This is a genomic window from Streptomyces sp. NPDC002838 (assembly GCF_040295365.1).
Classification (GTDB): Bacteria; Actinomycetota; Actinomycetes; order Streptomycetales; family Streptomycetaceae; genus Streptomyces.
Genome location: NZ_JBEOVF010000033.1, coordinates 1 through 17,723, shown reverse-complemented (window position 1 = coordinate 17,723; position 17,723 = coordinate 1). Strand labels below are relative to the sequence as shown.

Genomic DNA, 17,723 nt, shown 5'->3' with positions numbered 1-17,723 from the left:
ACGCGCCGCTCACGCACCCGAGCACCCGATGCCTGATGTGTGACCCCCTGGCAGACACCGCGAAGGGGCGGGCAGCATGCCCGCCCCTTCAACGGGTGTTACCCGCTCGGAAGGTCAGGCCGCCTGGGGCTGAAGGTAGCGGGCGAGCAGGTCGTCCAGGCTGACCAGGCCGGTGAGGCGGCCGGTGTCGTCGCAGACGAGTGCGAGCGAGGCGCGGTGCCGGCGGAGCAGGTCGATCGCGTCCGCGACGGTGGCGTTGGCGGTCAGCTCCGGTACGGGGCGGGCCAGGGCGCGGGCGGTGACGGTACGGCCCTGAGCGCGGGCGACCAGCGCGTCGCGGGCGTGGAGGGAGCCGAGGACCGTGCCGCCCTCGCGGACCAGCAGCCGGGTGCGGTCGTGGTCGGCGGCGGTGCGCAGGATGTCCTCGACGCCGGTGTCGCCGTCGACCGAGGTGATCCCGGCGGCCGGGACCTGGACGTCGCTCACCGGGGTCTCGGGCTCGGTCAGCGAGCGGGTGATCAGCTCGGAGTCTGACTCGCTGATCAGACCGAGCCGCTGCGACTCCTCGACGAGATGGGTGAGTTGCTCGCGGTTGTGGACCGAGGCCAGCTCGTCGCGCGGGGTGACCCGGCACAGCCGTACCAGGGCGTTGCTGATCCGGTTGAGCAGCCCGATCAGCGGCCGTACCGTCTTGACCACGCCCCTGAAGGGCGGGGAGAGCAGCATCGCCGAGCGCTCGGGGTGGGCGATGGCCCACGACTTGGGCGCCATCTCGCCGACCACCATGTGCAGGAACACCACGACGATCATCGCCACGGCGAACGCCACGCCGTAGCTGAGGGCGCTCGGCAGGCCCAGGTCGTGCAGCAGCGGGTCGAGTTCGTGCGAGATCGCGGGCTTGGAGACCGAGCCCAGGCCCAGCGTGCACACGGTGATGCCGAGCTGGGCGCCGGCCAGCATCAGTGACAGCTCGCGCATCCCGGCCAGCGCGGCCTTGGCACCGCGCTGACCGGCGGCTGCGGCCTTCTCCATCCGGTGCCGCTTGGCGGCGACCAGCGCGAACTCGGCGGCGACGAAGAAGGCGCTGCCGATCAGCAGCAGCACGGTGACGAAGAGCGCCATCGGGAAACTCATGCCTGCTCCTCCTCATGCTCCGCCACGGGCAGTCGCTCGAGGCGGACCCGCTCCGGCACGTGCCGGTCGAGCGTGCGTACGGCGATCACCGCGCTGCCGCCGTCGGGCAGACCGACGGTGAGCCGGTCGCCGATGGCCGGGAAGCGGCCGAGGCGGTCGATGACCAGACCGGCCACGGTGTCGTAGTCCTCCTCCTCGGGAAGGTCAATGCCGGTGGCGTCGGCGACCTCGTCGAGGCGGCGTCCGGCGTCCACCAGCCAGCCCGTGCCGTCGGGGACGGCCAGGTCGGTAACGGTGTCGGTCTCGTCGGCGATGTCACCGACCAGTTCCTCGGCGATGTCCTCGTAGGTGACGATGCCCGCCACCCCGCCGTGCTCGTCCAGGACCACGGCGAACTCGTCGTCCAGCTCACGCATCCGGGTCACCGCGTCCGGCAGCGGCAACGTGTCCGGCAGCATGAGCGGCCTGCGGGCGAGTGCGTCCGCAGTGGTGGCGGCGAGGCGGTCGGCGGGCAGCCGCATCAGTTCCCGCACGCCCACGACGCCCGCGACGTCGTCCGGGTGATCACCCAGGACAGGGTAGGTGGAGTGGCCGTGCTTGCCGATCAGCTCGATGGCCTCAGCGGCGGAGGCGCCCTTGCGGACGAAGACGGCGTCCACGCGCGGCACCATCACCTCGTCCAGCGTCCGCTCGGAGAACTCCAGGGCGTGGTCGATCAGGTCGGCGGTGTCCTTGGGCAGCTGGCCCTGTTCATGGGACTCGCCGATCAGATGGCCAAGCTCCTCCAGGGTGGCGCCGTGGTGCAGCTCCTCGACGGGCTCGATGCCGACCTTGCGCAGCAGCCCGTTCGCCGCGCCGTCGAAGACCCGCACCACAGGGCCGACGACCTTCAGGTACGCCAGTGTGGAGGCGGCCAGCGACTTCGCCAGCCGCTCCGGTACGGCAATCGCGAGGTTCTTCGGCGCCAGTTCGCCCAGCACCATCTGCACGACCGTGGCCAGCACGAAGGCAAGGACGACGGAGATGCCGGAGACGGCCCCCTCGGGAATGCCGATGCCGGTCAGGGCGGGTTTGAGCAGCGCGGACACGGACGGCTCGGCGATGAAACCGACGACCAGGCCGGTCACGGTGATGCCCAGCTGGGCGCCGGACAGCATGAACGACAACCGCTCCAGCACCTTCAGGGCGCGGGCCGCCTTCTTGTCGCCCGCCTCAGCCTCACGCGTGAGGGCGAGCCGGTCGGCGGAGACGTACGCGAACTCCTGGGCCACGAAGTAGCCGGTGCCGGCGGTGAGGACGAAGACGGCCAGCAGGCCGAGTACGGCATTCGCGGTACTCATCGAACACCACCCCGCCGCGCACCGCGATCAAAACGATCATTTGAAATGTGGCGGGATGGTCGGGGACTGTGCCCCGGGGAGTCCGTCGGTCTGGCGGACACGGGCTTGCTCCTTCAGTTGGCGTGCGGCAGGTAAACGATTGTGACTGAGTACGCGTTCCCGAGCGCTTCCGTGCGGACCCGCCGGGCGCCGGCAGGCCGTACCGGGCCGCCGCGTGCGGGGGCGCGCACGCGGCGGTCAGGCGGTGGCCGGGGTGGGGCCGACCAGTTCGGACAGGACGTCCTCCATGGTCACGAACCCGAGGACGGTGCCCGTCTCGCCGGTCACCGCGGCCAGATGGCTGCCGTCGGTGCGCAGGGCGGTGAGCGTGTCGTCCAGCGGGGTGTCGATGCGGACCCCGGTGACCGGGTGCAGTGCCGTGCGCGGGAACGGCTGGGTGCGGTCGGTGATCCCGAGGGTGTCCTTGATGTGCAGGTAGCCCAGCAGGGTGCCGTTCGGGCCGGTGACCGGGAAGCGTGAGTAGCCCGCCTCGGCCGCCGTCCGCTCCAGCTCGGCCGGGGTAATGGTGTGGGGGACCGTGCGCATCTGCTGCGCGGGGACGAGGATCTCGCCCACCGGCCTCGTGCCCAGCTCCAGTGCATCGCGCAGGCGTTCGCCGTCCGCAGGCGCCAGCAGCCCGGCCTGGCTGGAGTCGACCACCATGCGCGCGAGCTGATCGTCGGTGAAGACCGCCTCCACCTCGTCCTTCGGTTCCACCCGGAGCAGCTTCAGCAGGGCGTTGGCGAAGGCGTTGATACCGAAGACGACCGGCCTCAGCGCCCGGGTGAGGGCGACCAGGGGCGGGCCGAGCAGCAGCGCGGTGGGGACCGGCGCGGCGAGCGCGATGTTCTTCGGGACCATCTCGCCGATCAACATGTGCAGATACGTCGCCAGGCTGAGCGCGATGACGAACGCGATCGGGTGCACCGCACCGTGCGGGATGTGGGCCGCCTCGAAGGCGGGCTCCAGCAGGTGCGCGATGGCCGGCTCGGCGACCGCGCCCAGCACCAGCGAGGAGACGGTGATGCCGAGCTGGGCGGTGGCCATCATCGCGGAGAGGTGCTCCAGGCCCCACAAGGTCATCCGGGCCCGTGTATCACCGTCCTTGGCGCGCGGCTCGATCTGGCTGCGGCGCACGGAGATCAGGGCGAACTCACCCCCGACGAAGAAGGCGTTGGTCAGCAAAGTCAGGGCACCGATGGTGAGCTGCAACGCGGTCATCGGGACTCCTCCCCCGCCTGGACCGGCACCCGGACCGGTTCGGTGATGCGGACGCGGTCGGCACGGTGGTGCTCGACGTCAAGGACATGAAGCCGCCAGCCGTCCAGGTCGAGCTCGTCACCCTTGGCCGGGATGCGCGCGAGGCGGGTGGCGACCAGGCCGGCCACTGTCTCGTACGGCCCCTCCGGCGCCGCCAGCCCTATCCCGGCGAGCTCGTCGAGGCGGACCGAACCGTCCGCCTCCCACACCGCACGCCCGTCCCCCGTCCTGGGAGCAGGCAGCAGATCAGGGACTTCGACGGGGTCGTGCTCGTCGCGGACCTCGCCGACGACCTCCTCGACGATGTCCTCCACGGTCGCCACGCCCGCCGTGCCGCCGTACTCGTCGATGACCACGGCCATCGTGCGTGTCTCGCGCAGCCGCTCCAGCAGCCGGTCGGCGGTCAGGCTGTCCGGCACCAGCAGCGGCGCGGTGGCCAGCTCGGTCACAGGCGTGAGCTGCCGTTTGTCCGGATCCAGGGCGAGCACGTCACGGATGTGGACGGTCCCGATGACCTCGTCCAGGCTGTCGCGGTAGACCGGGAAGCGGGACAGCCCGGTGGCGTGGGTGAGGTTCGCGGCGTCTGTGGCACTCGCGTGCGCTTCGAGCGCCTTGACGTCGACCCGCGGGGTCATCACATTCTCGGCCGTCAGCTCGCTCAGGTGCAGGGTGCGTACGAACAGTTCGGCGGAGTCCGCCTCCAGGGCACCCTCGGCGGCCGAGTGCCGGGCGAGCGCGACCAGCTCGTCCGGGCCGCGGGCGGAGGCCAGCTCCTCGGCGGGCTCCAGGCCGAAGCGGCGTACGAACCGGTTCGCGGTGTTGTTCAGGTGGTGGATGAACGGGCCGAAGGCGGCGGTGAACCCGCGCTGCGGGCCGGCGACCACCTTGGCGACGGCCAGCGGCCGGGAGATCGCCCAGTTCTTCGGCACCAGCTCGCCCACGACCATCAGCACGACGGTGGAGACGGCCACACCCAGCACGGTCGCCACCGACGAGGCGGCACCGCCCAGGCCGATGGCCCGAAGGGGCCCACGCAGCAGTGCCGCGAGCGAGGGCTCGGCGAGCATGCCGATCACCAGCGAGGTGACCGTGATGCCGAGCTGGGCGCCGGACAGCTGCACGGTCAGGTGGCGTACGGCCTTCAGCGCGCCCTCGGCGCCGCGCTCGCCCGCCTCGGCGGCACGCTCCAGCTCACCGCGCTCGACGGTGGTCAGGGAGAACTCGGCGGCGACGAACAGGGCGCAGGCCAGGGTGAGGAGGAGGGCCAGCAGGAGCAGCAGGACCTCGGTCACCGTGCCACCCCCGATCCCTCACGCACAGACAGCGCGGGCTGCGGACGGGGTACGGCACGGCTGGTACTGGGAGGCTCACCCATTGCGGGACCGTCACTCCTTCTTGGCCTGGAGGGTCAGGCGAACCCTCGGTGGTCGACAGGGCCGGGACACGCCCTCCCCGGCATCGTAAAAGACCGGCAAAGCATCGAGGTCATGTCCCTGGCCGGCCTCGCTCGGCGACTCTTTTCGGACTTTCCCGCCACGGCCGCCGGGACACGGTGTGGACCGGTCCCGACAACCATATGCTTCTACGTGTCTGTAGAGACAGCGTGTCGCTGCTACCGGTTGTTCCCTCAAGGCGCACGCTTCTCACCTGCTGGCACTACGGAAGAGGACGCATGGCTTCGATCGGCCTGGACAAGGTGCTCGACAAGGCGTGGGCGGACAAGAGCCTGCCCGAGATCCTGGCTGCACCGGTGGGCGCGCTGAAAGGGGTCTCCGACCGCGACGGCGAGCTGTTACAGGAGGCGTTCGGGGGCAAGACCATCGCCGACCTGGCCGAGTTGAAGTACGTCCGCCGGGCGCAGGCGCTGGCCGCCCTCGACGCGGCCAAGTAGCCCGCCCCCTCGCACAGTTGTGGTGCCGTGACGCCCGCACGGGCACACGGCACCACTCTCTCAGGAAGCACACGTACGTTAAGGAGTGGACGCCACGATGGTGTTCAAACGACTGCTCGGCTCGCTCGGCGTGGGCGGCCCCACGGTCGACACGGCCCTCGACTCCGGCGCGGCCATCCCCGGCGGCGGCCTGTCTGGTCAGGTCCACCTCAAGGGCGGGGACAGCGACTTCGACATCGAGCACATCACCCTGGAGCTGGTGGCGCGGGTCGAGGCCGAGCACGATAAGGGCGAGAGCGAAGGCGTCCTTGCCTTCGACCGGTTCACCGTCGGCGGCAACTTCCGGCTCGCGGCCGGCGAAGTGCGCAGCGTCCCGTTCACCGTGATCCTGCCGTGGGAAACACCGATCACCGAGCTGTACGGGCAGGGCCTGGGCATCGTGCTGGGCGTGCGCACGGAGCTGTCGGTGGCCGGCGCGAAGGACAAAGGCGACCTGGACCAGCTGACCGTGGGTCCGCTGCCGGTCCAGGAGGCGATCCTCGAAGCGCTCGGCCAGCTCGGCTTCGGCTTCAAGTCCGCCGACCTGGAGTACGGCCGGATCGGCGGCACCGGCCAGCAGCTGCCCTTCTACCAGGAGGTCGAACTCACCCCGGCCCCGCAGTACGCACAGGCCGTGAACGAGATCGAGCTGACCTTCCTCGCCAACCCGGGCGGCATGGAAGTCGTCCTGGAGGCGGACAAGCGCGGCGGTTTGTTCTCCGAAGGCCACGATGCGCTCACCCGGTTCACCGTCTCCCACGACGGAGTCGGGCACCAGGACTGGAACACGATCGTCGACGGCTGGATCCGCCAGCTGGTCGAGCACCGGGCGTCCTACGGCTCGCATGCCGCGTACGGACACGCGGGCCACCACGGTCACGGGCACAGCGAGCACCACCACGACGGCCACCGTTCCGGCCCCGGCATGGGCACCGCCGTCGCCGCGGGCGCGGCCGGGCTCGCCGTCGGAGTCGTAGGCGGCATGGTCGCGGCCGAAGTCGTCGACGAGGTCGGGGACTTCTTCGAGGGCGACGAGGAAGAAGAGGAGGGCTGACAGACCGGGGCGAGCCGGCGGGCCGAGCAGCTGCTGACCGTGCGCAGAGACTGATCGGCGTCGCCCGGCTCGCCCCGGCGGCCGACCTGAAGCCAGGATCCGTCGGCGAAGCGGATCCTGAAGGCGACGAACCCGCGCGGATGCGGTCGCGAGACCCGCATGACATGGCATGAGAGGTGGAGCGAGTGACCGCAGGAGCGCAGCAGCCGGCCCGCTGTCCGGTTCCAGCCGCTGCCGAGGAGGCCGGAGAGAGGCTGCGCCAGGCCGGGGCAAGTCCGCGCCTGGTGGACCTCACACCAGACCAAGGCATGAGGCTGCCCCAGGACCTTCCGGGGCCGCCACTTCACCCGAGCCTCTCGGAAATCACTGGAACTTATCCGCCGAGTCGCTAGTTTCTACGTTGCTGTAGATATTGCTGGTGCACCGGGCCGCTCTCGGAGCGGTCCAGCCCTCGACCGTATGGAGTTCGCATGGCCCTGTGGGACCGCCTCAAGGAGTCCGCATCGACGATGCAGACCCAGCTCATGGCAAAGAAGAACGACCTCAAGAGCGGCGCCTTCCGCGACGCAAGCATGGCGATGTGCGCGCTCGTCGCGGCCGCCGACGGCACCATCGACCCCTCCGAGCGCCGCCGCGTGGCCCAGCTCATCGCCACCAACGAGGTGCTGCAGAACTTCGACGCCACCGACCTGCAGCGCCGCTTCGACGACAACCTCAGCAAGCTCACCGCCGACTTCGACTTCGGCAAGGTCAGCGTCCTGCAGGAGATCGCCAAGGCGAAGAAGAAGCCCGCCGAGGCCCGAGCGGTCATCCAGATCGGCATCGTCATCGGCGGCGCCGACGGCGACTTCGACAAGACCGAACAGGCCATCGTCCGCGAAGCCTGCTTCACTCTCGACCTGCCGCCCCACGAGTTCGACCTCTGATCGCCTTACGACGCTCGTGCCGGGCGACCACTGGTGACGGCGCCCGGCACGCCGTCCCCTTCGGGGACGCTTCAGTCAGCGAGACTCCGAGAGCGCCGATGCGTTCAGAGCCGGACAGATGGCGGTAAGAAAGCGGCGAAGCCGCTGTACGGCTGATGGCCCCTCGGTGGCGTACCGGAATTCCAGCGCGAGAGGACGGCATGCCGCAACAGGACGCCGAACCCCACGGGGCCGCGCCCCGCAACCGCCCGGGAGACACTTCCCTCACCATGGGCATTGTCGCCCTCGTGGGTTCCTTCATCCCCGTCATCGGTGACTTCGTCGCCGCGCCCCTCGGGCTACTCGCTCTCCTCCTGGGAGTGCTGGGGGTCTGGAACAACGAGCGGGGCCTCGCCACGAACTTCGGCCCGCCCCTCATCGGCGCCACTCTCGGCACCCTGGCGCTCTTCATCGTCCTACTCATGTTCGCCGTCACCCGCTGAACGGCGCCCCGAGTGCGCAAGCACAGCCCCGGAAACCTGATACCCCGAAGCGCCTCCCCGCCCGCCGCTGCCCCCGTGAACAGAAGGCTGCCCCGTGCGGCAGGAAGTCCCACTGGCAGCCGGTCCGGGACTGGTACAAGATCGCGTTGACGATCTCCCGCATCGCGCACTTGCCCTGATGGCCGCCGACCGAGGGCGCGGCCTTCCAAGCCGTGATCACGGACTCGATCAACGCCCACCGCTCGTCGGACGAATCGCTGCGGTACGGCTAGCGTTCACTCACCCCGCCACCCCAGCGCACCCAAGCCCGCGGACCAGCCCCATCACCCCAGACCCACACGTTCAGGCGACAACAGAACGGTCAACAGCTCAAAATGTCCCCTGAGAGGTGCGTCTTCACAGGGGCGTCGCCGCGTGCAGGATGAGCACCATCGTGACCGCGGAGTTCGCGGACGACAGCGCGGAGACCGCGGTCCCCGCCGCCGCGCCCCAGGCGGCCAGGCCCACCGAGGTGAATACCGACGGCCAGCTGCGCATCGCGGGCGCGGGGCCGAGCAGGGCGGCGACCCGGCGCGGCACCGGGCCCGGCGCGGCGAAGCCCGCGAGCGTGGGTACCGGGGTTCCGCGGGAGACCAGGGCCGCCTTGCCGATCGCGCACGCCACGGCCCTGCGGCTGCCGACCGCCTGCGCCGCCTCCTCGTCCGCCCACCGCTCCGTCGTGTAGGACACGGCCGGACGCAGCGGCCGCAGGAACGGGTTGGCGCGCGCGGCCAGCTGGACGGCGAGCAGGAACCGGTGGTGCCGGGCAGCGAGGTGAGCACGCTCGTGGGCGAACAGGGCGCGCCGTTCGGCCGGTTCGAGGCAGGACAGCAGGGCGGTGGTCACCACCACCCGGTCCCGTCGCCCGCCGGGCAGGGCATAGGCGTACGGCACCTCGTCGGGCAGGACGGCCACCTCGGCGCCGGGCAGGCCGGCGAGCGCCCGGTGGGCTCGGCGCCGCACCTGCCGGTGCCGCCACAGCGTGCGGCCGCAGGCCAGCAGCACGGCGAGCAGCGCCGGGATGGCCAGCTTCCCGGCCACCTCGTCGTACGGCACCGCCTCGCGCACCTCAGGGTCCGACCAGGCGTCGGGCAGCGGGTTGCCGGGCAACTGCGCGGTGCCGACCACCATCAGCAGCCCCAGGCACACGGTGCTGCACACCGCCATCACCGCAGCCAGCGCGGTCAGGAGCCGGGTGGCGGTCCGCGGATGCAGCCGCTGCTCGGCCAGGCGCGCGATCGGCCACGCCGTCAGCGGCAGGACCAGCGGCAGAAAGACGAACACCCCCATGAGGCTTCAGTCTTCCCTCTCGTCCTTGGCCCGGCCCAGCAGTTCGCGCAGCAGCCGCTCGTCGTCCGGTTCCAGGGAGGTGACGAAGCTGGCCAGCACCGCCTCCCTGTCGCTTTCGGCGTCGAGCACCTTGCGCATCTTGTGCGCCGCCAGGCCCGCCTGGTCCGAGGCCGGCGTCCAGGCGAAGGACCGGCCGGCGCGCTCGCGGGTCACCGCGCCCTTGGCCAGCAGCCGGGTGAGGATCGTGATCACCGTCGTATAGGCGAGGTCTCCGCCGAGGCGCTCCTGCACCCACCCCGCGCTCGCCGGGCCGTCCGCCTCGCTCAGGGCCGACAGGACGAGTGCCTCCAGTTCACCCTGCCCCCGCCGCCGGGGACGCTGCCGCTGGTCCGTCACGCCCTGTCTCCCTTCCGCTGACCCCGAGTTCACGGGCGGTCCATCGTATCGACGTACCACGGCCGACCACTGTGCCACGGTGCTCCGCCGCCCCTCATCACAGTATCTACATGATTGTAGAAGCTACGCTGCCCGGACAGGTTCTTCCGTGCCGCACCGGCGGCAACGACACAAGGAGAGACGGTAGACATGGGTGTCATCGCATGGCTGGTCCTGGGGCTTCTCGCCGGGGCCATCGCCAAGGCCGTCCTGCCCGGGCGCGATCCGGGCGGACTCATCGGTACGACGGTCATCGGCATCGCGGGGGCCTTCCTGGGCGGCTGGCTCTCGGCGAGGTTCCTCGACCGGCCGGTGCAGCGGGAGTTCTTCGACGCCGCCACCTGGGGCTCGGCCGTCGCGGGCGCGCTGGTCCTGCTGATCGGCTACCGCATCCTCTTCGGCAACTCCCGTGACTGACCGGCCACGCCGCTGCACCCACCACACCATTTCTCAGCCATACGCGACACGGCCGATCTCCGAGGCCACGCAAACCCTTCCTCGTTTTCTACAGTGTTGTAGTTTTTATTTCCGGGGTCCGCCGGGCCCTGACCTGACGCATCGAGAAGGAGTACCCGTGGGAGTTTCCCTGTCCAAGGGCGGCAACGTCTCGCTCAGCAAGGAGGCACCGGGCCTGACCGCCGTACTGGTCGGCCTCGGCTGGGACGTACGCACCACCACCGGCACCGACTACGACCTCGACGCCTCCGCGCTGCTGCTCGACGCCTCCGGCAAGGTGCCGTCCGACCAGCACTTCATCTTCTACAACAACCTCAAGAGCCCGGACGGTTCGGTCGAGCACACCGGCGACAACCTCACCGGTGAGGGCGAGGGCGACGACGAGGTGGTCAAGGTGAACCTCGCGGGCGTGCCCGCCGAGGTCGACCGGATCGTCTTCCCGGTCTCCATCCACGACGCCGAGAACCGCGGCCACAGCTTCGGCCAGGTCCGCGGCGCCTTCATCCGCGTCGTCAACCAGGCCGGCGGCGCCGAGATCGCCCGCTACGACCTGTCCGAGGACGCCGCCACCGAGACCGCGATGGTCTTCGGCGAGCTCTACCGCAGCGGCGCCGAGTGGAAGTTCCGCGCCGTCGGGCAGGGGTACGCGTCCGGGCTGGCCGGGATCGCCTCCGACTTCGGCGTCGGCGTCTGACGCAGGCTGCCCGCCCCCGAGCTCTGACCCCCGGGGGCGGGCCCGGCACACCCTCGTCCGGCGCCGAAGCACACCCCTACCCGTCAGGAGACCATGTGGCCGACCCCTCTGGCCTCCGCCCCCAGGACCGGGCGGACTTCGAAGCCGTACTGCAACTGGCGCTGAACACCCCGGACATCCTGGGCGCCCTGCGCGCCGACCCCACCGGCCGGGCCGCCACGCGCCTGCGGGCCCTCGCCGACGCCGACGAGATCACGGCGGCGGCCTACGGCGAGTACCGCACCTATCTCACCTGTCCCACCGCGTCCGCCGAGGAGACCACACCGCGCCGACCCGCCGCCGGCCTGGTGACCGCCCTTGCGGTGCTCACGCCGCCCGTGGCCGCCTCATCCGCCGCGGTCCTGCTCCTCCTCGGCTACCTGCTCCAGCTGACCGACGTTCGGGGCACACTGCCCGGCTCGCTCATAGCCGCCGGCTGGATCCTCACTCTCATCGCGGCCTTGAGCGCACTCATCGCCCTCACCACGCTGCTGGGCACGGCGATACGCGGGCGCGGCGCCTCCACACACCCCGCCCGACTGGAGCAGGCACGGCTGGACTGGCAGCAAGCCCTGCTGGAGCGCGGCATTCTGCCCCACCTACGCCGGTCGATCGGCGAGGATCCGCTCCTCCACCCGGCGCCGCCCACTGCCACACCCATCACCGACTCCAAGAGCGGGCCCCGCTCACCGGCTAGCAGCCATGCCGGTCCGGACGGCCGAGCAGACGGTCCCGGACAGTTCCCTCAACAGCGCCACACCCGAAGGAGAAGCCCCCCATGTCGGTCAACATGACCAAGGGTCAGCAGATCAGCCTGAACAAGGCCGACGGCAGCGCCCTGAGCTCCGTCCGGATGGGCCTGGGCTGGCAGGCCGCGCCCCGCAGGGGCCTTCTCGCCAAGCTCACCGGAGGCGGAGAAATCGACCTGGACGCCTCGGCCGTACTCTTCGCCGCCGGGCAGCCGGTCGACGTCGTCTTCTTCCAGCACCTAGTCAGCGACGACGGCTCCGTCCGGCACACCGGCGACAACCTCACCGGCGGGGCCGGCGCCGGAGGCGACGACGAAGCCGTCCTCGTCGACCTGGCCCGCGTCCCCGCGCAGGTCGACCAGATCGTGTTCACGGTCAACTCCTTCACCGGCCAGACCTTCGCCGAAGTACAGAACGCGTTCTGCCGCCTGGTCGACGAGACCACGGGAGCCGAACTGGCCCGCTACACCCTCACCGGCGGTGGCAAGCACACCGCCCAGATCATGGCCAAGGTCCACCGCACCGGCAGCGGCTGGCAGATGAAGGCCATCGGCGAACCCGCCACCGGCCGCACCTTCAAGGACCTGCTGCCGTCCATCGCCACCCACCTGTAGACCAGGGCACCGCCCGCCTCCCCCGATGCGCTCGGCCATCCCCGGACCGGGCCCCACAGCAGACAGGACCCGCATGTTCGGACTCAGCGAGCTCGCGATCATCCTCATCGTCGTCATAGCCGTCCTCGCCGCCAAGAAACTCCCCGACCTCGCCCGCTCGGCGGGCAAGTCGGCGCGCATCCTCAAGGCGGAGGCCAGGGCGATCAAGGAGGAGCAGGGCGCGGCCGGGGAGCAGGCTGCCCCTCGCGTGATCCAGGGCGAGACCGGCACACCCGGCACACCGCCCGCCGATGTGCCCCGGTCCGCCACGCGACCGGGCGGCGAAGAGCCACCTCGCGCCCAGGGCTGACGCCCGCCCGTTCACTCGCCCACGGCGCGCAGCAGCATCGGCAAGGAGTGGTGCAACTCCCGCTCCCCGTAGGCCGGATGGTGGGTGCCGGAGTGGAAGTGGCCGGGCACCGGGGCGCCGAGCCGCCGCAGCCGTCCGCCGGGCGGCGGACGGCTGCGGCCCGTTGTCCACGTGACCGCGTTGCGGGGTCGTCGGCCGGTCCTCACGACGGCGGTTGCTGGGATGGGTCAGGCTTCCAGGGCCCCCAGTTGCCGCAGCAGCCCGAGGTCGTCCCAGTTCCACCAGCTCTCGGCGATCTTGCCGCCCTGGCAGCGGAACGTGGCGTGCCCGGTCCCGGCGACGTCCCGGTTGGTGGGCTCCAGCCCCTGGTAGGTGCCGGTGTGCCGGCCCTCGAAAGTGATCCGGCAGGTCACCAGGTCGCCCTCGGCGATCATGCTCTCCACGGTGAGCCGGGGATTGAAAGCGTCCAGGATCTCGCCGTTCTCCCGCTTGGCCTGGGCGAGGTCCACGTCGTAGGAGGAGAGGGAGGGGTCGTGCTCCCGGTAGTCGCCGGTGCACAGCTCGTCGGCGAGGTCGAGGTTCTTGGCGTTGATGACCTCGTCGAAGAAGCGGCGGACGACGAGCTTGTTGAGCTGCTCGTCCCGCACGACGTCGAGGTCCGTGAAGGTGGGCGTCTCCTCGCAGGCGGCGACAAGTTCCTCGAAGATGCGGTTGGTCTCGGGGAGGTTGGAGTTCTTCATCGCCTCCTCGTACGACGGGAACTCCACGATCTCGACGACATGGGCGGAGTCCGCGCGGTCCCGCCCGACGATCGAGTGCGTGGCGGTCCGCTTGCCCTGGGTCGCCTCAACCCAGCTGTCCATCAGCTGGTTGAGTTGATCGACATTGCTGGTCTTGCAGTCGATGAGCTGAACGAAGGTCATGAGCCCCTCCAGTTGCGATGAGCAAACATGTCAACCAATAGGGCCATTTCAGGCTATACCCGACCTCTCACCCTTGCCTCTTCCGTCGCTCTAGAGCAGCGCTGGAGCGTGTCTCTTTGGCGCTGCAACCAGCTGATCCGGGGTTAAGAACCTGACCCGAACAATGATTGGCAGCGGGCGTGACAGGCAGTCCGCCATGGGAAACGCGAAGGCCCGGGGACCGGCCTTGCCCGTACAGCTGACGTCGCTGCTCCGCCAGGGCCGGTGGCGCCATCCCGAGGACGCGGACATGCGAAGCTGATCCCGCGGTTCGAAACTACTCGACTTCCGCGCCGAGGACGTCACCGCGCTGTGCCGCGCACACGTCACCGGAAGCAACAGCTGACCTTCGCCCACCTCGATAGCGACTGGCTCCAGAGCGATCCCCCTTCCGCTCCGGACGTTACTGATCCAGGTCGGGCGGTCGGTCGTAGGCGCTGAGGAGTCCTTCGATGCGCTGGTTGTTGATGGACTGCCGGTCGTACAGGCACTTCGCGTACCGGCACAGCAGAAGGTGCGACGGATCTGTCCCACCGGTGGTGGACGCCTTACATGCCCGGCCGTTGCTGCGTGAATCATGGTCGCCAGTGGCGGACGGAGGCGATGGCCTGGACCGTGCGGTTGCCCTGCCCTGTGTACGCGGCTCGTCGCTCGTCGGCGTGTGGGAGGGCCGGGGGCTCGCGTCTGGGAGGGCACGGATCAGCACGCCGGACTGCGGGCCTTCCTTGCCGCGTCTGGCAGGGCGGGCCACGCGGTTCGCCGCGAAGGCAGATGCCGTGACCGCGCCCAGGGCATCCGGCGTCGCTGCAGCTCATCCCGGCGCAGAGACTGGGGGACACGCCGCATGGGCTGCCTCAACGACCCGGCCGCAGCTGCCCCGTACCCTCGGCGCTGTGACGCTGACAGACGGAACGTACCGGCTCGGACCGTCGACCGGCCGCCTCCTGATCAAGACCGGCCGCGCCGGGCTGGGCCGCAGGGCGGGGCACGACCTCACGATCGAGGCAACCCGGTGGTCCGGGGAAGCGGTGGTGGCCGTCGGCGCCCCGGACAGGTCATCGGTGCGTGTGACGGTCGAGACAGGCTCGCTGGAGGTCCGGGAGGGAACAGGCGGACTGAAGGCGCTCACCGATGCCGACCGGACGGAAATCAAACGGACGCTGGCAGACAAGGCCCTGCTGCACGCCGCAGAGCACCCCACGATCACTTTCCGTTCCACCCGCATCACGGGAACGCCGCAGTCCTTCGAGATCACCGGGGACCTCACCATCAAGGGCCGGACCCACCCGCTGACGGTGCACGGCAAGGGCAAGGGCGACAGCCTCTTGCGCGGCTGGGCAACCGTCACGCAAACCACCTGGGGCATCAAGCCCTACACCGCATTCCTGGGCGCGTTGCGGCTGGCCGACGACGTCCGGGTGGAATTCGAGGTGGCCAGGCTCGAACGGGCAGACCGGCCTGAGTAGCCGCCGGGGTCGGGCCGGGTGCGGACGGCCGCCCGGCGGCCGAAGCCAGGCGTCGTGATGCTCTTGTCGGCACACTGGGCAACCTTGGCAGGGTCCGCACCAGGTCCCCATCGCCGAGGGCGACCCACAACGGGCGCGACCGTGATGGTGCCGATCGAGGGCATCCCGGCGGCCGTCCCCGACGATCCGCTGGTCCAATGCCCGCCCTCGAGACCAGCCCCGTCCGCCGAGCCCTCGTCCTGGCGTTCGTCACCAACTCCGACATCAGCCGCGCCACCACCTGGCTCGCCCCGTCAGCGTCGTTTGTGCGTGAACGGCCAAGCGGTGGACCCCGTCCAGCCCGGGCAGCGGACGGCGGCCGGTGACTGCGACGTCAACGGGCCGCCTCGGGGAGGGCTCATACGTGTGGCTGTCGGCGTGTGAGGGCTGCGACGGCGCGCACCGATGCGAGCCTTTCCGCCATGGAACCCCAGAAGCTCTCCAGGAATCGCAGGTCTGTGCTGCATCTGGCGCGCTATGCGGTCCGACACCCGCGGCGGGTGCCGTGCCATCTGCGACGGCTGGCGCGCGACAGCCGGCTGCGAGCCCGGTACTGGGGAGACCACGTCGCCTACTACCGGGCGGTGATGGCCTCCGACGCGTCGCGCAGCGTGGAAGCGGCGGTCGGCGGCGCGCCCTCAAAGCAGAGTTGGGAGCGGATCGGCCGGATGCAGTTCTCCTATCTGGTGGACGAGCACGGGCTGCGGCCCGACCAGCGGATGCTGGACATCGGCTGCGGTGCCCTGCGCGCCGGACGGCTGTTCATCCGCCACCTCGACCCGGGAAACTACTACGGCATCGACATCTCGCCGGACATCTTGCTCGCCGCGCAGCGGACCCTCGTGAGGGAAGGACTCCAGGACAAGCTGCCGCATCTGACGCTGGTGCGGGACCTGGCCCTGGACTTCCTCCCCGACGCCTCCTTCGACGTCGTGCACGCTCACAGCGTCTTCTCCCACTCGCCGCAGCCGGTCATCGAGGAGTGCCTGGCCCATGTCGGGCGGGTGCTGTCCCCGGGCGGGTTCTTCGACTTCACCTTCGACCGGACCACCGGGCGCGAACACCATGTGCTGCGAGAGGACTTCTACTACCGAACCGAGACCCTGGTTGCCCTCGCCGAGAAGCACGGGCTGCGGGCGCGGCTCATGGACGACTGGGAGAAGCTGCCGCACGGCCAGTCCAAGATCCGCATCACACACGCCGACCTCCAGACCCCTGCGCCCTCCCACGCATCCGCTGTGGCGCATCAAGCAGGAAGCTGACGGCATCACCTCGGGCCCAAGTCCCACACCGCTTTCCGGCATGGTGCTGGGCCACGAGCCAAGGCTGCCCGGGGGCCGTTCTGGCCCCGGACACCCGGACATCGGAAGGTCATCCCGGCGATGCAGTACCGCGCAGGCGCCCGTTCACGGAGCGACGTAGGGCTCGCAGGGGCCACCCTGATCGCCGGACACGTCGAAACCCTCCAGGGCGGAATCGGCCCCTTCGCCGCACTGCACGGCATCGCGGCCCGCAACGCCTTCCACAGCCTGGCCCGCAACCAGGACATGGACGCCGCCGATCGGGAACGCACGGCCCGCGACAGCTTCGCCCGGTTCGTGCCAGGCGGTCCGCAAGCGCGTACCCGAGGGCCGCGTCCACCGCGTCCACCTGGGCGCCCTCCTTCCACTCGGCCAGAACGCGCCCGTCGCCGTCCGAGGAGAAGTCCCCGATGTGATCCTTGCCCTTCAGGAGCCGGCTGTCCGGGATGGAGTCGGGCACCAGGCGGTAGGCGCGGCCCGTGTGCCGGACGTCGACGCGGTACGAACGCCGGGTCAGCCGTCCCTTCGCGGGTATGACGACCGCCTCCTGGCCGTCGACGCTCAGCGCGAGCCGGTCGCCGTCCCGGGTGCCGATCGGGATGTGGTCCTCGGCCTCGGTCCCGGCGCCGCGGCGCAGGACGATCCGGGGTACTGCCTCTCCCACGACGGTCACTTCCCCCTGCTCAGTGTCCAGCCGGACATCTTTCTGACGAATGATCAGGACGTGGTGTCAGGCTTCCTTCGGGGGCATCTGGGTCGCGGCGAGATCCCGGTACAGCTCGTTTCTTCCCAGGAGTTCCCCGTGCCGGTCGTGGTCGCGCACGCGGCCGTCCGCGACAGGCACCAGGTGGTCGGCGGAGGTCAGGGTGGACAGCCGGTGGGCGATCAGGACGACGGTGCAGTGCTCGGTGGCCCGTTGAACCGTGTGCCGCAGCGCGGTCTCCCTCAGTCCGTCGAGATGGGCCGTCGCCTCGTCGAGCAGCAGCACCGGCAACCTGCTGGTACCGGGGGATTACGGGAGTGCCATGCGCCAGATGCGGGTCCAGGTGGAGGCGTACTGGCGTGGCAGCGGGCCGCTGGTGTACGGGATGCCGTACTTCTCGCACAGCTTGCGCACCTGGGGAG

20 protein-coding genes and 1 pseudogene are annotated in these 17,723 nt (G+C 70.3%); 11 read left to right on the top strand and 10 right to left on the bottom strand.

Annotated features, from left to right (window positions below):
- Positions 1–114 precede the first annotated feature (114 nt).
- From ABT063_RS33435 to ABT063_RS33420, 4 genes are all read right to left on the bottom strand, one after another.
- On the bottom strand, positions 115–1,134 hold the full coding sequence (locus tag ABT063_RS33435; RefSeq protein WP_351063607.1) for a hemolysin family protein: 1,020 nt from the start codon (positions 1,132–1,134) through the stop codon (positions 115–117).
- Positions 1,131–2,474 carry a hemolysin family protein gene (locus ABT063_RS33430; protein WP_351063606.1) on the bottom strand — a complete coding sequence of 448 codons (1,344 nt, stop codon included), beginning with the start codon at positions 2,472–2,474 and terminating at the stop codon, positions 1,131–1,133. The genes ABT063_RS33435 and ABT063_RS33430 overlap by 4 nt, the downstream gene beginning before the upstream one ends.
- A 237-nt stretch (positions 2,475–2,711) precedes the next feature.
- The gene (locus tag ABT063_RS33425; protein WP_351063604.1) at positions 2,712–3,734 is read right to left on the bottom strand and encodes a hemolysin family protein; all 1,023 of its coding nucleotides are present in this window, start codon (positions 3,732–3,734) and stop codon (positions 2,712–2,714) included.
- Entirely contained in the window at positions 3,731–5,065 is a 1,335-nt protein-coding gene (locus ABT063_RS33420) for a hemolysin family protein (RefSeq protein ID WP_351063602.1), read from the bottom strand. Before ABT063_RS33420 ends, ABT063_RS33425 begins: the two co-directional genes overlap by 4 nt.
- 380 nt (positions 5,066–5,445) lie before the next feature.
- Here ABT063_RS33420 and ABT063_RS33415 point away from each other — a divergent pair, with 380 nt between their 5' ends.
- The 4 genes from ABT063_RS33415 (at position 5,446) to ABT063_RS33400 (ending at position 8,165) form a co-directional block, all read left to right on the top strand.
- A complete protein-coding gene (locus tag ABT063_RS33415) occupies positions 5,446–5,664 on the top strand; it encodes a hypothetical protein (protein ID WP_351063600.1) in 219 nt (72 codons plus the stop codon).
- 97 nt (positions 5,665–5,761) lie between these two features.
- Entirely contained in the window at positions 5,762–6,757 is a 996-nt protein-coding gene (locus tag ABT063_RS33410; RefSeq protein WP_351063599.1) for a sporulation protein, read from the top strand.
- Between the two features lie 470 nt (positions 6,758–7,227).
- Positions 7,228–7,683 carry a tellurite resistance TerB family protein gene (locus ABT063_RS33405; RefSeq protein ID WP_351063598.1) on the top strand — a complete coding sequence of 152 codons (456 nt, stop codon included), beginning with the start codon at positions 7,228–7,230 and terminating at the stop codon, positions 7,681–7,683.
- A 200-nt stretch (positions 7,684–7,883) separates the two neighbouring features.
- Complete coding sequence (locus ABT063_RS33400; RefSeq protein ID WP_351063596.1) at positions 7,884–8,165, top strand: hypothetical protein; 282 nt, start codon at positions 7,884–7,886, stop codon at positions 8,163–8,165.
- A 94-nt stretch (positions 8,166–8,259) separates the two neighbouring features.
- Here the strand turns inward: ABT063_RS33400 and ABT063_RS33395 are convergent.
- The 3 genes and pseudogenes from ABT063_RS33395 to ABT063_RS33385 all read right to left on the bottom strand — a co-directional run.
- Positions 8,260–8,433 (bottom strand): annotated as a pseudogene (locus ABT063_RS33395) (transposase); the annotation flags it as partial.
- 128 nt (positions 8,434–8,561) lie between these two features.
- Complete coding sequence (locus ABT063_RS33390) at positions 8,562–9,494, bottom strand: M56 family metallopeptidase (protein WP_351063594.1); 933 nt, start codon at positions 9,492–9,494, stop codon at positions 8,562–8,564.
- A gap of 6 nt (positions 9,495–9,500) precedes the next feature.
- Positions 9,501–9,890, bottom strand: coding sequence for a BlaI/MecI/CopY family transcriptional regulator (locus ABT063_RS33385; protein ID WP_351063592.1), 390 nt, complete (start codon positions 9,888–9,890; stop codon positions 9,501–9,503).
- A gap of 189 nt (positions 9,891–10,079) precedes the next feature.
- On the opposite strand from ABT063_RS33385, the gene ABT063_RS33380 reads away from it, so the two are divergent.
- The 5 genes from ABT063_RS33380 to ABT063_RS33360 all read left to right on the top strand — a co-directional run bounded on the left by ABT063_RS33380 (position 10,080) and on the right by ABT063_RS33360 (position 12,830).
- Positions 10,080–10,346 carry a GlsB/YeaQ/YmgE family stress response membrane protein gene (locus ABT063_RS33380; protein WP_351063590.1) on the top strand — a complete coding sequence of 89 codons (267 nt, stop codon included), beginning with the start codon at positions 10,080–10,082 and terminating at the stop codon, positions 10,344–10,346.
- A gap of 157 nt (positions 10,347–10,503) precedes the next feature.
- The gene (locus ABT063_RS33375; protein ID WP_351063588.1) at positions 10,504–11,079 is read left to right on the top strand and encodes a TerD family protein; all 576 of its coding nucleotides are present in this window, start codon (positions 10,504–10,506) and stop codon (positions 11,077–11,079) included.
- 95 nt (positions 11,080–11,174) lie between these two features.
- Entirely contained in the window at positions 11,175–11,912 is a 738-nt protein-coding gene (locus ABT063_RS33370) for a hypothetical protein (protein WP_351063587.1), read from the top strand.
- Positions 11,897–12,481, top strand: coding sequence for a TerD family protein (locus ABT063_RS33365; protein ID WP_351063585.1), 585 nt, complete (start codon positions 11,897–11,899; stop codon positions 12,479–12,481). The genes ABT063_RS33370 and ABT063_RS33365 overlap by 16 nt, the downstream gene beginning before the upstream one ends.
- A gap of 73 nt (positions 12,482–12,554) precedes the next feature.
- Positions 12,555–12,830 (top strand): twin-arginine translocase TatA/TatE family subunit, encoded by a 276-nt coding sequence (locus tag ABT063_RS33360; RefSeq protein WP_351063583.1) that lies wholly within the window; start codon positions 12,555–12,557, stop codon positions 12,828–12,830.
- 11 nt (positions 12,831–12,841) lie between these two features.
- Here the strand turns inward: ABT063_RS33360 and ABT063_RS33355 are convergent, their stop codons facing one another.
- Positions 12,842–13,036, bottom strand: coding sequence for a hypothetical protein (locus ABT063_RS33355; protein ID WP_351063581.1), 195 nt, complete (start codon positions 13,034–13,036; stop codon positions 12,842–12,844).
- A 21-nt stretch (positions 13,037–13,057) separates the two neighbouring features.
- Positions 13,058–13,753: an ester cyclase gene (locus ABT063_RS33350; protein WP_351063579.1), complete on the bottom strand. Its 696-nt coding sequence runs from the start codon at positions 13,751–13,753 to the stop codon at positions 13,058–13,060.
- 932 nt (positions 13,754–14,685) lie between these two features.
- On the opposite strand from ABT063_RS33350, the gene ABT063_RS33345 reads away from it, so the two are divergent.
- On the top strand, positions 14,686–15,258 hold the full coding sequence (locus tag ABT063_RS33345; protein ID WP_351063577.1) for a YceI family protein: 573 nt from the start codon (positions 14,686–14,688) through the stop codon (positions 15,256–15,258).
- A gap of 461 nt (positions 15,259–15,719) precedes the next feature.
- Complete coding sequence (locus ABT063_RS33340) at positions 15,720–16,559, top strand: class I SAM-dependent methyltransferase (RefSeq protein WP_351063575.1); 840 nt, start codon at positions 15,720–15,722, stop codon at positions 16,557–16,559.
- Between the two features lie 769 nt (positions 16,560–17,328).
- On the opposite strand, the gene ABT063_RS33335 is transcribed toward ABT063_RS33340, so the two are convergent.
- Positions 17,329–17,586, bottom strand: coding sequence for a hypothetical protein (locus tag ABT063_RS33335; RefSeq protein ID WP_351063573.1), 258 nt, complete (start codon positions 17,584–17,586; stop codon positions 17,329–17,331).
- Positions 17,587–17,723 lie beyond the last annotated feature (137 nt).